This window comes from Leuconostoc garlicum, assembly GCF_001998805.1.
Classification (GTDB): domain Bacteria; phylum Bacillota; class Bacilli; order Lactobacillales; family Lactobacillaceae; genus Leuconostoc; species Leuconostoc lactis.
Genome location: NZ_CP016329.1, coordinates 220381 through 235008, shown reverse-complemented (window position 1 = coordinate 235008; position 14628 = coordinate 220381). Strand labels below are relative to the sequence as shown.

Here is a 14628-nt window from a genome sequence, read left to right as displayed (position 1 = left end):
AGCCTTTTCAACGGATTTGTGCTATACTTTATTCAGTAATTTGAAAGAGGATTCGCGTGTGAAGGTTGCATTTTCATCTGACAATCATTTTGATTTGAATAAAATAGATGTTCAACGGGCCATGCATGTGCAGGCACTTTATTTATTGAACCAAAATGTCACATTGTATGTGATTGCCGGAGACTTGTTTAATGATTTTGAACAATCATTAGCTTTTGCACGAGACATGCAGGCCGCTTTGGCTGATAAAATCCAGATTCGATTTTTAGCGGGTAACCATGACATGGGGCGCGGGGTCACTTATGACGAATTGGAAAGTGATTTAGATCCGCTATATTTCCATAATAAATTTATTGATTTGACACCGGATGTGCGCTTAATTGGTAATAATGGTTGGTATAATTACGATTTTGTGGGCCAAGATTATACAACAGAACAGATTTTACAGTTTAAAAATAATTTCTGGTTCGACCGTCGGATCCAACAACCAGTCTCGGATCAGGAACGTTTTGACCGTAATATGGCGCAATTACAAGCACAATTTGATGCCGCAGATCGGAAGCAAACCGTAGTGGTGTCACACTTTGTGCCACGAACGGATTATATTAAACGCTTTCCCTATGGCAATACGCGGCTGGATATGGCAAATGCGTTATTAGGGAGCCAAGCGCTCGGAGATAAACTGGATCACTCGTATACGATTAATACGATTACTGGGCATCTTCATGTGCATCCAGCACCGTTGAAGGTTGGCAATAATACGTATTATAATGCTGCTGTTGGTTACAACACGGCACGTGTTCATGAGTGGGCAAGTGATGATTTCATCACAGAGTGGCAAAACCGCTTGGTTATCCTTGAATTTTAAGGCACGCAGTGGCGTGTCTTTTTTTATTTTCAATAATTAGTTTGACTATCGAAATAAATCGTGCGATAATTTCAATATTAGATATTTCGATAGTCGAAGTATTAGACGAAAGGAAAAGCGCTCAAGTGAGGCCGTTATTGCAATCAAGCGGTACGGGCAACTGACTGAAAGCGCACTGAAGACTTATGCCAGTTCTCACAACAACCGAAATTATGGCACTGATTCCGAATCGTTATCCAATCTTGTATATGGATTACGTTGAAGAAATGGTGCCAGATGAATCGATTGTCGCTGTTAAAAATGTGACAATTAATGAACAGTTTTTCCAAGGACATTTCCCTGGTAATCCCGTGATGCCAGGTGTCTTGATTATTGAATCACTCGCCCAAGCGGCCTCAATCTTAATTTTGTCATCCCCACAATTTAAGGGGAAGACAGCCTACATGACGGGTATCGATGATGCCAAGTTTAAAAAGATGGTTGTGCCAGGTGATGTGTTGAAGTTACATGTGACATTTGGTAAGTTACGCGCCAACATGGGTAGCGTATTGGTTGAAGCTAAAGTTGATGGGAAGACAGCAACCTCTGCCGAATTGATGTTTGTTGTTTCGCCAGATGAAAAAGATGAATGAAGCCGTTACATTAGAATTTGAAGAATTAAATAGTGAACTCGTCGATGTGTTTAATAATGTGATGTGGATTGAAGAAGCCGCGTTAAAGCAAAGTGATTTTTCAGATATTACGTTAAAAGATATGCATACAATCGATGCGATATCGATGTATTCTGAAAAAAGCGCTTCACAAGTCGCGAAGATGATCCACTTAACACCGAGCGCGATGACAACTGCCATTGATAAGCTCGTTGAAAAAGGATATGTCGAGCGTCGTCGTTCTAATAAAGATCGGCGGGTGGTTCGCCTTGGACTGACCCATAAAGGGCGGGTTGTGTATCGTGCCCACCAAGGGTTCCATCGTGACTTGGCACACAATTTGCTAAAAGATATGCAACCCAGTGAGATGGACACGGTAAAGCGTGCCATTCATAATTTGGTGAGCTATCTTGCAAACGTTATTAAGCAGTAAAAAGGGGAGTTATGGAACACTTAAAAATCGTGGCCTCGGCGCGTCAAGTGCCTAGCCGCCTGGTGACGAATGACGAATTAAGTACCATGATGGAGACCAACGATGATTGGATCTATACACGGACAGGGATTCGTCAACGCCAAGTGGTGACCACGGAAAACACGAGCGATTTAGCCATTCAAGTGGCTGAGCAGTTATTGGCAAAGGCCCAAGTATCAGCTGAAAGTTTGGACTTTATTATTGTCAGTACGATGTCACCAGATAGTTTGTCACCAAGCACGGCTGCCATTGTCCAAGGTGCCATTGGAGCCAATCGGGCCTTTGCGTTTGACTTGAGTGCCGCTTGCTCGGGGTTGGTTTATGGCATGAGCGTGGCGTCCAGTTTATTGTCAACCCGATATCGTCGCGGTTTGGTGATTGGTGCCGAAGTCTTATCAAAACTCGTGGATTGGCAAGACCGCACGACGGCTGTGTTGTTTGGCGATGGCGCCGCTGGCGTACTCGTTGAAACAACGGCTGAAGCGATTGGATTACTGAGTGAGGAGTTGCGGACATTTGGTGATAAGGGCGATAACTTAGTTGCTGGCCGCTTTGGTAATGCCAACCCGTTTTCAGGTGACATTACACCAGCTGATCCTTACTTCCACCAAAACGGCCGTGAGGTATATAATTTTGCCACGCGTGAAGTGCCGGATGCGTTAGCAGCGGCGTTGGCCAAAGCGCAACTCTCAGCAGATGATGTGGATTATTATTTGTTACATCAAGCCAATGCGCGCATTGTGTCAACAATTGCTAAACGTTTTGGTCAACCAGAAACCAAGTTCCCAACCAATATGGCCAGCAACGGTAACACGAGTGCGGCTAGCATTGGGATTCTCTTGGATGAATTGGTTGAATCTGGTCAAGTACATGCCGGGCAAACCATTGCCTTAGTAGGTTTTGGTGGTGGCTTGACGGTTGGCGCGCAAATTTGGAAAATTTAAACAACATCGGTGTAGTCGGCTGCACCGCAAAAATCTAACGAAAATACTGAAAAAATACTAGGAGACGAACACTATGACAGATGCAGAAATTTTTGACAAGGTTAAGGAAATTTTGGTTGACCAATTTGATTTGGAAGAAGACGAAGTGTCATTAACAACTGACTTGACAAATGACATCGATGCCGATTCTTTGGACTTGTTTGAAGTTTTGAACCGTGTCGAAGACGACTTTGACATCAAGTTGGCCGTTGCTGAAGACATCAAGACAACCCAAGACTTGGTTGACAAGGTTAAAGAACAATTGGCAGCTTAATGTGACAGGTGATCATGCTTGAATGGTCACGTACATAGTATAAGAGTTAAAAGGAAAATAAAATGGTAGTAAACGTAGAGAACCCGCTTTTTAAAAAACTTGGCATGAAGTATCCCATCGTTGAAGGTGGGATGACTTGGGCTGGAACCGGTGCATTGGCTGCAGCAATTTCTGAAGCGGGTGGTTTAGGCTTTATCGGTACAGGTTACTGGCACGGTGAAGATGTCCGCAAAGAAATCAAACGCGTCAAGGCATTGACGGACAAGCCATTTGGTGTCAACGTGATGCTTTTGAGTCGCCATATTCGGGAAGTCTTTGACGTGATCATTGAAGAAGGCGTGAAAGTGGTTGCCACAGGAGCGGGTGATCCGTCACCATTCTTGGATGAATTACACGCGGCTGGTATTATCGTCATGCCGGTTGTCCCTTCTGTGTCATTAGCTAAGATGATGGAAAAGAAGGGTGTCGATGCTGTGATTGCTGAAGGAATGGAATCTGGTGGGCATATCGGCATGTTGACAACGATGACGTTAGTACCACAAGTAGTCGACGCTGTTGATATTCCAGTCATTGCTGCTGGTGGTATTGGCGATGGTCGTGGTGTTGCCGCCGCCTTCATGTTGGGGGCTGCTGGGGCTCAAATGGGAACGCGTTTCTTGACGGCAACAGAATCTGAAATTCACCCCAACTTTAAAGAAAAAATCATTAAAGCCAAGGACATTGACACGATTGTTACTGGCCAACTGATGGGAAACCGCGCACGTGTTTTGAAGAACAAGATGGCTAAGAACTTCGTTAAAAACGAAGTCTTTGAAATCCAAAAAGAAAAGCCAGATGCTGCCGCAATTGAAAAGTTGGAATCCGGTACTTTGCGTCGGGCTGTTCAAGAAGGTGACAAAGAAGGTGGCGCTTTCATGGCTGGTCAAATCTCTGGTTTGATCAAAGATGAAAAGCCAGCCGCACAAATTTTGTCTGATATTTGGGCAGAAGCAACTGACTTGATGGGTATTGAAAATACAACATTGTAACCACAGCGCTGACACGTCAGCAAATTTTACATGGGGACTAATATGAAATTAGGTATCTTATTTAGCGGTCAAGGGGCGCAAAAAGCTGGCATGGGTGCCGACTTATACGCGGCATTACCCGCTTACCGTGACACAATTGACCAAGCGTCAGCCATCTTAGGCTATGATTTACAAGCTGTAGCCAATGACGAAACAAAAATCACGCAAACAGCTTACGCACAACCTGCTATTTTGGCGATGAGCAATGCCATTATTAACGCGTTGGGTGAGGCTTTGCCAACCCCAGTAGCAGGTCTGGGCTTGAGTTTGGGTGAATACTCAGCGTTGGCTGCCAGTGGCGCTATGGGATTTGACCAAGCCGTGGCGATTATCAAAGACCGTGGTATCTACATGCAGACAGTCGGTGAGGCCAATCCAGGTAAGATGGTTGCCGTGATGGGTGATGATCAAGCGTTGGTAGAAGACGTGTTAACATCACTGCAGGCAGCTGGCAAGCAAGTTTACCCAGCCAACTATAATACATTTGCGCAACTGGTCATTGGTGGTGTGTCTGAAGATGTTGATGAGGCCATGGCAGCCTTAACTGAAGCAGGGATTCAACGCCTCGTTGAATTACCCGTGTCAGGAGCCTTCCATACGCCATTGTTAAAAGATGCGGCTGTGCAGTTGACAACACGTCTGGCTGGCGAAACTTTCAGCGAGACCCAATATCCGGTTTATTCAAATACAACGGGGGCATTATTTACGGCTGACACGTTATTTGAAACATTGACAAAACAAATTATTTCACCCACTTACTTTGCGCAAGCGATGGAAAAAATGTTGGCTGATGGTGTCGATACATTTATTGAAGTTGGCCCATCAGATACGTTAATTAAATTCGCCAAGAAAATTGCACCAAAGGACGTCAAGCGTTATGCGATTACCGATATTGACAGTTTCAATGCGGTGCGTGATTTATTAGTTGCAGCAGGAAAGGAAGCCTAGTATGATGGATTTCACAGATCAAACAGTGCTCGTTACTGGCTCATCGCGCGGTATTGGTTTGGCAATTGCCAAAGCCTTTGATGCTGCGGGCGCTCACGTGATTTTACATGCGCGTTCAGCTATCGCGCCAGAAATTTTGGCTGAATTCAAGCAAACACCGCAAACTTTGCAATTTGATATTGCGGATGCTGAAGCAGCTGAGGCGAGTATCAAGGCCTTATACAAGCAAGCGGATTTCCCTGGTATTGATGTTTTGATTAACAATGCGGGTATTACCAAAGACCAATTGGCCATGGCGATGACGCCAGCTGATTTTGCTCAGGTCATTAATGTGAACTTGAATGGGACATTTAATGTAACGCAACCAATCTTTAAGAAGATGATTCGTCAAAGACATGGGGCAATTGTGAATATGAGTTCCGTTATTGGCTTAATGGGTAACATGGGACAAACGAATTATGCCGCTTCAAAAGCTGGTATCATTGGTTTCACCAAGTCACTTGCCAAAGAAGGTGCCCGTCGTGGGATTCGTGTAAATGCGATTGCGCCAGGCATGATTATGTCTGATATGACGGCGGTTTTGCCAGCAGAAACGCAAACGGAAATTTTGAAAAATATTCCCTTATCACGGTTTGGTGAAGCCAGTGAAGTCGCTGAAGCAGCGCTTTTCTTAGCACATAGTTCCTACATTACAGGGCAAACATTGACTGTTGATGGCGGATTGTATATTTAATTAAAGGAGAACAACATGACACGAGTAGTCATTACTGGTCTTGGTGCCGTAACCCCACTTGGAAATGATACAGAAACATTTTTGAATGGTATCTTCAACGAAGAAATCGGGATTAAGCCAATTACAAAGTTCGATGCCACAGAAACAGGGATTACGGTCGCTGGACAAGTTGATGGATTTGACCCAGCAAAACGTGTGGGCAAGCGTGACGCACGTAAGTTGGATTTGTTCTCACAATACGCCATCGATGCGGCTGATCAAGCATTGGAAAATGCTGGTTTGAAAGCACCTGAAGGCTCAGAAAACCCAACGACTGTCCAAGACCCGACGCGTTTTGGCGTTATTCTGGGTAATGGTATCGGTGGTTTGACCACTATTCAGGAACAAGTGATCAAAATGCATGACAAGGGACCACAACGTGTAAGCCCATTGTTCGTGCCTGAATCAATTCCAAACATGGTATCGGGTAACGTGTCATTGCGTTTTGGTGCCAAAGGGGTAAACTATACGGTTGTGACTGCTTGTGCCTCTGCAACCAATGCCATTGGTGAAGCTTTCTGGCGTATCCAATCCGGTAAGGCAGATGTGATGTTGACGGGTGGTTCAGAAGCCACAGTTAACGAAATTGGGATTGCTGGTTTCGCGGCTTTGACAGCGTTGTCAACGGAAACAGATCCGACGGAAGCATCAAAGCCATTTGATAAGAACCGTCATGGTTTTGTCCTTGGTGAAGGTTCAGGTATCTTGGTCATTGAAAGCCTTGAACATGCCCAAGCACGTGGGGCCAACATTTTGGCTGAACTTGTGGGTTATGGTGCATCATCTGATGCTTACCACATGACATCACCATCACCTGATGGTGAAGGTGCAGCGCGTGCCATGCGTGATGCCCTTCGCGATGCCGATTTGCAACCTGAAAAGATTTCATATATCAATGCGCACGGAACAGCAACTGGTGCCAATGATTCTGGTGAAGCACATGCGATTGCCACTGTCTTTGGGGCTAACAATGTCCCTGTCTCATCAACTAAGGGGATGACAGGTCATTTGCTTGGTGCGGCTGGTGCGATTGAAGCCTTGGTTTCGGTTGGCGCACTTGTCCGTGGGGAAATGCCAGTCAACGTTGGTGTGGACGAACAAGATGATGACACGAAGTTGGTGAACTTGGTGTCTACTGCGACAAAGCATACCGCACCTGAATATGTACTAAGTGCAAATTATGGTTTTGGTGGCCACAACGCTGCAGTCATTTTCAAAAACTGGCACGAAGAGGCTTAATTCATGAGTTTAAATATCGATGAAATCCGCAGCTTGATGGCGGATCTAGAAAATAGTTCATTACGCGAATTTCAAATTACCGACGGTGATTTTAGTTTGCATTTGTCAAAAAATGACAACGCGGCGATTGTCGCACCAGCACTCACTGCCGCCGCTGAACCAGTAGTGGCTAACGATGCACCTAACGAACATCCATTGGCAAAACCAGTGACAGCGGGTGTCGAAATCGTTGCGCCAATGGTTGGCACAGTGTATTTGCAACCAAAACCAGAAGCGCCAATGTTTAAACAAGTTGGTGACAAGGTAGCGGTTGGTGAAACAGTAGCTGTGATTGAAGCGATGAAACTGATGACCGAAATTCACAGTGAAGTTGCTGGCACAATTGCCGAAGTTTTGGTTGAAAACGAAGAAGTGGTGGACTATAACAAGCCACTTTATATCGTGACACCAGCATAATTTAAGCGGAGTTTTCCGCGTACATACCTGAATAGGAGGAAAGGCATACAGTAATTGGTGCTGTATGTTTAATAGACACATGAGCGTACTAAACACCCAACAAATTATGGACATCATCCCGCATCGTTATCCGATGTTGATGTTGGATACGGTTGAAGAATTGGTGCCAGGTGAACGGGCCGTGGCTTACAAGAATATTTCAATCAATGAAGAAATTTTCCAAGGTCATTTCCCAGGGAACCCAACCTTTCCAGGTGCGTTAACCGTTGAAGCCTTGGCCCAAACGGGTGCCGTTGCGCTCTTGTCAATGCCAGAATATAAAGGGAAGACTGCTTACTTTGGTGGTATCAAGAAGGCGCGTTACCGTCAAATGGTACGCCCTGGTGACCGCTTGCGTTTGGAAGTGACAATCGATCGTTTGCGTGGGCCAATTGGAACGGGTAAAGGGATTGTGTGGATTGGTGACAAGAAGGCAACAACTGCTGAATTGACATTCATCATTGGAGATTAATTGTGTTTAAAAAAGTATTGGTTGCCAACCGTGGTGAAATTGCGGTTCGTATTATCCGAACGTTAAAAGAAATGGGCATTGGGTCAGTGGCGATTTATTCGACCGCTGATAAGGATAGCCTGCATGTTCAAATCGCTGATGAAGCCATCGCTGTCGGTGGGCCAAAGCCAAAAGACTCTTATTTGAACATGAAAAACATTTTGAGCGCCGCCTTGCTATCTGGGGCAGAAGCCATTCACCCAGGTTACGGTTTCTTAGCTGAAAATGCGTTGTTTGCTGAAATGGTCGGTGAGGTCGGAATTCAATGGATCGGGCCACGGCCAGAGACCATCGAATTAATGGGTAATAAAGCGAACGCCCGTGAAGAAATGCGCCGCGCTGGTGTGCCTGTCATTCCAGGATCTGAAGGGTTTATTCGAGATTTTGACGAAGCCAAGGCTGTGGCCGATCGCATTGGTTATCCTTTGTTGCTCAAGGCTGCTGCTGGTGGTGGTGGTAAAGGGATGCGCTTTGTATACGGCGAAGATGAGCTCTCAGATAAATTTGATGATGCGCAAAACGAAGCCCGTGCTGCTTTTGGCGATGACCATATGTATATCGAAAAGGTTATGGAACGCGTGCGGCATATTGAAATGCAATTGTTGCGTGATGAAAATGGCCATGTGATTTATTTGCCTGAACGTAATTGTTCTTTGCAACGTAATAACCAAAAAGTGTTAGAAGAATCGCCAGCAACTGGTGTGACGCCAGCAATGCGTGCTGAATTGGGTGAAATTGTGACCCGCGCAGCTCAAGCTTTGGGCTATGTGAATACAGGGACGATTGAATTTTTGCAAGATCATGAAGGCGCCTTTTATTTCATGGAAATGAACACGCGAATTCAAGTGGAACATCCCGTTTCAGAAATGGTCACCGGTTTAGATTTGATTCGATTGCAGATTGCCGTGGCCGCTGGCGAAGATTTGCCAGTGACGCAAGCTGATGTGCAAGTGCAAGGTCATGCAATTGAAGTGCGTTTGACGGCTGAACAGCCAGAAAAGCATTTTGCCCCTAGTGCCGGGACAGTTGATTTCGTCTTTCTCCCAACTGGTGGGCCTGGTATTCGTATTGATTCGGCATTATTTAATGGTGATAAAATCCAACCATTCTATGATTCAATGATTGGTAAGCTCATTGTGCATGGTGCTGATCGTGCGCAAGCGATGGCTAAGATGCGTCGGATTGTGGATGAAACGGTGGTCCGTGGCGTCGCCACGAGCCGCGCCTTCCAACAGGCATTGTTAGCTGATCCCCAAGTACAACGTGGAGAATTTGATACACGTTACCTAGAAAGTGACTTTTTACCACGCTGGCTTGATAGTTTGCCAGCGACTGAATAAACAATAATACCGCGTATGGCCGACATATGCGGTATTATCATATTAGTGCCATATGCAGTTCTGGACTGCTAAGTAAAGTGATTAGGAGGCATGTGTCCCAACTGGTGAGTTTGCGGTGTTGGGACACGGGATAAAGATGGATTTATACGATAATCAAAAATCAACCGCTAAAATTAAGCGGGATGCATCGGTCAATGAACGCATCCCAGACGGGCTTTTCTTAGCTTGTCCTTATTGCGGTGTTCAAATGTACAATAAGCAATTGGGACCGTTTCGTGTATGCGCGCACTGTGGTTATGGCTTCCGTTTGCAAGCGCAAGAACGTGTCGATTTGCTCACGCAATCATTTGAAGAAATGGATGCTGACATTGAAATGACAACACCAGAATTTCCTGGCTATGCGGATAAGCTCGCGCGGGCGAAATCACAAACAGGTTTAGGCGAATCCGTATTGACCGGTGTGGCCACAATTGAAAATGAAAAAGTGGCGCTAGGCGTCATGGATTCTTATTTCATGATGGGGTCATTGGGATCAATGACTGGTGAAAAAATCACCCGCTTGTTTGAATATGCGACGGATAAAAAATTACCGGTAGTATTGTTCACGGCTTCTGGTGGGGCACGGATGCAAGAAGGTATTAATTCCTTGATGCAAATGGCCAAAGTGTCAGCGGCAGTGGCGGCGCATCAAGAAGCTGGCCTCCTTTATTTGGTCGTACTGACAGATCCAACAACTGGTGGGGTGACGGCCAGTTTCGCCATGCAAGGCGATATTACGTTAGCTGAACCGCATGCTTTGGTTGGCTTTGCTGGTGCACGTGTGATTGAATCAACGATTCATGAGAAGCTACCAAAGGACTTTCAGCGTGTCGAAACGTTACTAGAAAATGGCTTTGTTGATCAAATTGTGCCCCGTCCTGAACTGAGCGCCATTATTGCTAAACTGGTGAGGTTGCATCGGGTGTCGGAGGTATAACATGGCAGTCAATATTGGATTAAAATTATTTAAGCATGAATTAACGCCAGCTGAAGTGGTGAAAAAGTCACGTGAAGACCGCTTTTTGGCGCGTGAAATTATTGATGGTATTTTTACGGACTTTGTTGAATTGCATGGCGATCGTTTGAGTGGGGATGACATGTCGGTGATTGGTGGCATTGCCGCTTTAAATGGCAAGCCAGTGACTGTCATTGCCATTGATAAGGGTGTTGATATTCAAGATAAGCTGAGCAAACGCAATGGGTCGCCTGAACCTTGGGGTTATCGCAAAGCACAACGCTTGATGCAACAAGCCAACAAATTTCATCGCCCAATTGTGACGTTTATTAACACGCCAGGGGCATTTCCAGGTAAAACGGCGGAAGCGCAAGGCCAAGGCGAAGCGATTGCCAAGTCTATTTTAGAATCTATGAAATTGACGGTGCCAATGATTGCCATTATTTATGGAGAAGGTGGTTCTGGTGGCGCTTTGGCGTTGGCCACGAGTGATCAAGTCTGGATGTTCCAAAATGCGACTTATTCCATTTTGTCACCGGAAGGTTTTGCATCTATTTTATGGAAAGATAGTAAGCGTGCTGATGAGGCCGCCGCTGTCATGGGTATCACGGCTAAGGATCTTTTGGAAAAGGGTGTGATTGAATATATTATTCCCGAATCACGGAATCATCCGCGTGTCTTTAATTTGATTCGCCAGCGATTAGACGATGAATTTGCGCGACTAAATGCGTTAACGCCAGAAGAATTACTTAAGCAACGACGTGCACGGTTTAGAGCGTTTTAATATGGTATAATAAAAATACTGACGGCTGTCAGTATTTTTATTTGTTGCGTGAGCAGCTTAAATTGGGGTCGTTTTTGGAATTCGACAGGCTGTTTAGGGCATGGACTGCGTTTCGCCATCCGGGCGTTAAAACGGGCAGAAATTTTAACTGCAAAAAACGAAAACTCTTTCGCAATCGCTGCCTAAAAAACAGTGATGCGTCACTTAATCTTGGTAGCTGGCGTCTAAGGTTAGGTCATAAAAAGTCAGATCGCGTCGTTGCTTAGATTCGGAACAGCGGCGTTAAATGAATCGAGTTAGTGATTGATGTTAGCCTCGTGTTGTGGCGGAATCAATCATGAAACTTAAATGACAACACTATAAGCGTAGAGGTTCATGTACCGGGCAGTTTGGACAGGGGTTCGACTCCCCTCGGCTCCATATTAGCGGGGATACTAGGCATACTGGTGTCATCGCTTTTTGTATGTAAAACGTTGGTGTGACAGTGTTTTCAGTGTGCTAAAAAGGATACGTGAGAATAAAACATCAGCACCATTTGCTACAAATTTGCGCCATAGACACAAAAAACGCACCAGCTGAAACTGGTGCGTTTTTTATCGTATTAATTCGTGAAAAAATTTTAAATTTGACGGTTATGACTGTGTTTGTTGCTGATGCTTCTTGAGACGTAAAAGGATAACGGCAACAATGCCGACAGCGAGTACAGCTAAGACGACTTTTAGTTCTGGTGTACTGTGGCCACGGAAGATGGCATCGCCACCAACACTAAGCAGTACTGCAGATGGAATGCTGCCGATAAACATTGACAAATAGGTTACTTTATCAGGCAATTTAAGTTTATTGGCGGTGTAATTCACGATAAACATCGGGATAATGGGAATCATATATGAAATCGTTAAAATGATTGCGGGATGTTTAGCGGAAGAGATAAATCGCACCCATCGGTTTTTCGTGTGTGGCTTAGATAGGATCTTGAAATGGCTGATGAGAATAAAAGATAAACTATTACCAGTAAAGGTACCGATGATATTTAATAAAATACCAATAGCGGGACCAAAATAGACACCGATTAAAACACCGACCATTGATGTTGGCACACCAGGAATCAGACAGAAAAGTGCCAAGGTAGCAGTTAATAGAAAGGCCGTGGTAATACCATGTGAACGAATTTGCGCACGAATGTCTGCCGCAGGCGTATGGGGGTTAATTAATGAGAGAACGTCAGGATATAGATTTTTAGTTAATAACAATAACAAAATGATTGTGATAGCACCAACTAAAATACTGACTATAGTCTTTTTTTTCACAACAGCTTAATCCTTTCTGAGTTATTACGCTGTGGTACAAGGCGAGTTAATCGGCATTTAATTGCCTGACCGTAACCGCCGCTAGGGATTCAATTAAATCAATGCCTTGATCTTGGGTAGCATTGCCGTTTGTTAAGACAGCAATGGTATAGTTACTATTCTCGGTTTTGACGTGGCCAATTGTATTCACCACCCAACCGGTATCGAGTTCTAGCCAACCATTTTTAAGTTCAACTTGTGCATTGTCAGCGAGTTCGCTACTCATGCCCCAGGCTTGGTCGGGCGCAACATTTGCCATGAGTTGCAAGACATAGTTGCGATCTGCTTGATCGAGTGGGGATTTGGTACCATAAGCCAACGCGTTTAATAATTTGATTTGATCGGTTGCGGTTGTCGTTGATAGTCCCCAAGCAGCCGTGCTCATTTTGGTATGGGTCATGCCGAGTTGATTAAAAAGGCGGTTGGGTGCCGTGTAGCCACCTTGATAGGTGTTTAATAAAGTAGTCGTGGCTTGGTTATCAGATAAGATGATCATGTCGTGAGCAAGGGTTTGCTCATCAGCGGACAATGATGTGTTATTGTCTTCGTGGTTATTTAATAAGTTAGCCAAAACAGCCACTTTAATGATACTAGCGGTGTAGTAGGTCGCGGACGTGTTATTGCTGAAAGCGGTAGTCTGGTTCGTTTTGTGGTTATAAACCGCGATGTTAACGTTAGCGTCTTGATCTGTGAGGATATCTTGCCACTGCTGCTTTAATTCAGAATCTGGTTGGTGAGTTAATTGTTCAGACAACGAGACAACGGGTCTGATCAATGATTCGAAGAATGCTTTACCACCAGCCTGATAAACTAAGATACCACTGAGAACGACTAGTAGGAGAATCGTGACACGGACACCTTTTTTCAACTTGGGTCTTTTTTGCTTACGGAGGGTCATAAAATCAGTTTACATTTCTAAAGTAGTTGCAGTATTAGACGTGGCATGGCAGGTATCATTTACCAGTTGCTTGTCTGGCATGATACAGCCATGACGTCAAATAACAATATACCCATCATAACAAATATTTAGGAGACCTGTCAGAGAATTGTGCGTGCTAACGCCTCGTGCGCCCTGTGTGAAGCGAAATTAGTTGTTGTCGCAAAAAATTATGTACGCACTCAAACGAGTGCTTGTTGTTTATTTTTGTCTGGCATACCAGTCAGCTTGAAAAATAGCGTAACGATCGTTGTCGACCCATTGCCCATGATAGAATACCTCGTGCTTGAACGTCGCTTCTTTGGCGAAACCAACGCGTGTATATACCTTAATTGCCCCAATATTAAAAGGATAAACATTGAGTTTGATTTTATGCAGGTTCAGGTTGTTAAACCCATAATCTAAGATGAGGTTTAATAGTTCAGTGCCATAACCTTTGCCACGATCGTCACTTTGAAGAATGCCTAAGGCAAGTTCAGCTGTGTGATTACGAATACTGATTCCAAACAGGCCGACAAAACCAATGAGACGATCATCACTGGTTTTCCTGACTGTGAACTCGACATTGTCGTGGCTATTTGCGCTTCTGGTAAAAATCTTTTCCCAATCGGCTGCGGTGAACGGATGAATCATCTCAGTTGATAAGGGATTGTTAAACGCATCATCCCATTGCCCTGTGGCGAATTGTGCACCATCACCTTCATGATAGTGTGATAACTTGACGTTTTGACCAATAAACATATTTTCTCTTTTCTCTAAATGTGTGCGGGGATACTTGCAACAGTTAAAGAAGGCTGCAAGTTAGGGCAGTTTAGTGGCAATCATATGCAACTCCTGGGCACATCTTTTAGCGTGGATAAGTGCTTGCACGTATACGAGAGCGGTGGGTAATTCAAAAATTAAATGTTAAAAGTGTTAGAAATATTATATCATAGTTATAAAATGGAA

General features: G+C 44.6%; 17 protein-coding genes and 1 other RNA gene. 15 read left to right on the top strand and 3 right to left on the bottom strand.

What is annotated here, in order from left to right; all coding sequences use genetic code 11:
- The first annotated feature begins 58 nt into the window (after positions 1–58).
- The 15 genes from A9176_RS01160 (at position 59) to ssrA (ending at position 11820) form a co-directional block, all read left to right on the top strand.
- Positions 59–868 carry a metallophosphoesterase gene (locus A9176_RS01160; RefSeq protein WP_068850818.1) on the top strand — a complete coding sequence of 270 codons (810 nt, stop codon included), beginning with the start codon at positions 59–61 and terminating at the stop codon, positions 866–868.
- Between the two features lie 185 nt (positions 869–1053).
- Complete coding sequence (gene fabZ, locus A9176_RS01155; RefSeq protein ID WP_010001650.1) at positions 1054–1500, top strand: 3-hydroxyacyl-ACP dehydratase FabZ; 447 nt, start codon at positions 1054–1056, stop codon at positions 1498–1500.
- On the top strand, positions 1493–1951 hold the full coding sequence (locus A9176_RS01150) for a MarR family winged helix-turn-helix transcriptional regulator (RefSeq protein ID WP_010001649.1): 459 nt from the start codon (positions 1493–1495) through the stop codon (positions 1949–1951). Before fabZ (A9176_RS01155) ends, A9176_RS01150 begins: the two co-directional genes overlap by 8 nt.
- Positions 1952–1962: 11 nt before the next feature.
- Positions 1963–2934 (top strand): beta-ketoacyl-ACP synthase III, encoded by a 972-nt coding sequence (locus A9176_RS01145; RefSeq protein ID WP_077281912.1) that lies wholly within the window; start codon positions 1963–1965, stop codon positions 2932–2934.
- Positions 2935–3007: 73 nt separating this feature from the next.
- On the top strand, positions 3008–3247 hold the full coding sequence (locus A9176_RS01140; protein ID WP_010001645.1) for an acyl carrier protein: 240 nt from the start codon (positions 3008–3010) through the stop codon (positions 3245–3247).
- 62 nt (positions 3248–3309) lie between these two features.
- The gene (locus A9176_RS01135; RefSeq protein WP_010006403.1) at positions 3310–4275 is read left to right on the top strand and encodes a nitronate monooxygenase; all 966 of its coding nucleotides are present in this window, start codon (positions 3310–3312) and stop codon (positions 4273–4275) included.
- Positions 4276–4317: 42 nt separating this feature from the next.
- Positions 4318–5262: an ACP S-malonyltransferase gene (locus A9176_RS01130; RefSeq protein WP_077281911.1), complete on the top strand. Its 945-nt coding sequence runs from the start codon at positions 4318–4320 to the stop codon at positions 5260–5262.
- 1 nt (position 5263) lies between these two features.
- On the top strand, positions 5264–5995 hold the full coding sequence (gene fabG, locus A9176_RS01125; RefSeq protein ID WP_068850809.1) for a 3-oxoacyl-[acyl-carrier-protein] reductase: 732 nt from the start codon (positions 5264–5266) through the stop codon (positions 5993–5995).
- Between the two features lie 15 nt (positions 5996–6010).
- Positions 6011–7273, top strand: coding sequence for a beta-ketoacyl-ACP synthase II (fabF, locus tag A9176_RS01120; protein WP_068850806.1), 1263 nt, complete (start codon positions 6011–6013; stop codon positions 7271–7273).
- A gap of 3 nt (positions 7274–7276) precedes the next feature.
- Positions 7277–7729 (top strand): acetyl-CoA carboxylase biotin carboxyl carrier protein, encoded by a 453-nt coding sequence (gene accB / locus A9176_RS01115; RefSeq protein WP_077281910.1) that lies wholly within the window; start codon positions 7277–7279, stop codon positions 7727–7729.
- A gap of 79 nt (positions 7730–7808) precedes the next feature.
- Complete coding sequence (gene fabZ / locus A9176_RS01110) at positions 7809–8240, top strand: 3-hydroxyacyl-ACP dehydratase FabZ (RefSeq protein ID WP_029508991.1); 432 nt, start codon at positions 7809–7811, stop codon at positions 8238–8240.
- Positions 8241–8242: 2 nt separating this feature from the next.
- Positions 8243–9619, top strand: coding sequence for an acetyl-CoA carboxylase biotin carboxylase subunit (locus tag A9176_RS01105; protein ID WP_077281909.1), 1377 nt, complete (start codon positions 8243–8245; stop codon positions 9617–9619).
- A gap of 136 nt (positions 9620–9755) precedes the next feature.
- Positions 9756–10595, top strand: a complete 840-nt coding sequence (locus tag A9176_RS01100) for an acetyl-CoA carboxylase carboxyltransferase subunit beta (protein ID WP_029510424.1) — start codon at positions 9756–9758, stop codon at positions 10593–10595.
- A gap of 1 nt (position 10596) precedes the next feature.
- Complete coding sequence (gene accA, locus A9176_RS01095) at positions 10597–11397, top strand: carboxyltransferase subunit alpha (RefSeq protein WP_010001634.1); 801 nt, start codon at positions 10597–10599, stop codon at positions 11395–11397.
- A gap of 64 nt (positions 11398–11461) precedes the next feature.
- Positions 11462–11820: a transfer-messenger RNA gene (gene ssrA, locus A9176_RS01090) on the top strand.
- A 209-nt stretch (positions 11821–12029) separates the two neighbouring features.
- Here ssrA and A9176_RS01085 read toward each other — a convergent pair.
- The 3 genes from A9176_RS01085 to A9176_RS01075 all read right to left on the bottom strand — a co-directional run bounded on the left by A9176_RS01085 (position 12030) and on the right by A9176_RS01075 (position 14421).
- Positions 12030–12704 carry a TVP38/TMEM64 family protein gene (locus tag A9176_RS01085; RefSeq protein WP_029510418.1) on the bottom strand — a complete coding sequence of 225 codons (675 nt, stop codon included), beginning with the start codon at positions 12702–12704 and terminating at the stop codon, positions 12030–12032.
- Positions 12705–12750: 46 nt separating this feature from the next.
- Positions 12751–13641 (bottom strand): serine hydrolase, encoded by an 891-nt coding sequence (locus tag A9176_RS01080; protein ID WP_077281908.1) that lies wholly within the window; start codon positions 13639–13641, stop codon positions 12751–12753.
- A 240-nt stretch (positions 13642–13881) separates the two neighbouring features.
- A complete protein-coding gene (locus A9176_RS01075) occupies positions 13882–14421 on the bottom strand; it encodes a GNAT family N-acetyltransferase (protein ID WP_077281907.1) in 540 nt (179 codons plus the stop codon).
- Positions 14422–14628 lie beyond the last annotated feature (207 nt).

Excerpts from the sequence above, each read along its gene's own strand:
- accA (WP_010001634.1), top strand. The coding sequence starts at position 10,597 with ATGGCAGTCAATATTGGATTAAAATTATTTAAGCATGAATTAACGCCA.
- A9176_RS01130 (WP_077281911.1), top strand. The coding sequence starts at position 4,318 with ATGAAATTAGGTATCTTATTTAGCGGTCAAGGGGCGCAAAAAGCTGGC.
- A9176_RS01080 (WP_077281908.1), bottom strand. The coding sequence starts at position 13,641 with ATGACCCTCCGTAAGCAAAAAAGACCCAAGTTGAAAAAAGGTGTCCGT.
- A9176_RS01150 (WP_010001649.1), top strand. The coding sequence starts at position 1,493 with ATGAATGAAGCCGTTACATTAGAATTTGAAGAATTAAATAGTGAACTC.
- accB (WP_077281910.1), top strand. The coding sequence starts at position 7,277 with ATGAGTTTAAATATCGATGAAATCCGCAGCTTGATGGCGGATCTAGAA.
- fabG (WP_068850809.1), top strand. The coding sequence starts at position 5,264 with ATGATGGATTTCACAGATCAAACAGTGCTCGTTACTGGCTCATCGCGC.
- fabZ (WP_029508991.1), top strand. The coding sequence starts at position 7,809 with ATGAGCGTACTAAACACCCAACAAATTATGGACATCATCCCGCATCGT.
- A9176_RS01145 (WP_077281912.1), top strand. The coding sequence starts at position 1,963 with ATGGAACACTTAAAAATCGTGGCCTCGGCGCGTCAAGTGCCTAGCCGC.
- fabZ (WP_010001650.1), top strand. The coding sequence starts at position 1,054 with ATGCCAGTTCTCACAACAACCGAAATTATGGCACTGATTCCGAATCGT.
- A9176_RS01100 (WP_029510424.1), top strand. The coding sequence starts at position 9,756 with ATGGATTTATACGATAATCAAAAATCAACCGCTAAAATTAAGCGGGAT.
- A9176_RS01075 (WP_077281907.1), bottom strand. The coding sequence starts at position 14,421 with ATGTTTATTGGTCAAAACGTCAAGTTATCACACTATCATGAAGGTGAT.
- A9176_RS01135 (WP_010006403.1), top strand. The coding sequence starts at position 3,310 with ATGGTAGTAAACGTAGAGAACCCGCTTTTTAAAAAACTTGGCATGAAG.
- fabF (WP_068850806.1), top strand. The coding sequence starts at position 6,011 with ATGACACGAGTAGTCATTACTGGTCTTGGTGCCGTAACCCCACTTGGA.
- A9176_RS01140 (WP_010001645.1), top strand. The coding sequence starts at position 3,008 with ATGACAGATGCAGAAATTTTTGACAAGGTTAAGGAAATTTTGGTTGAC.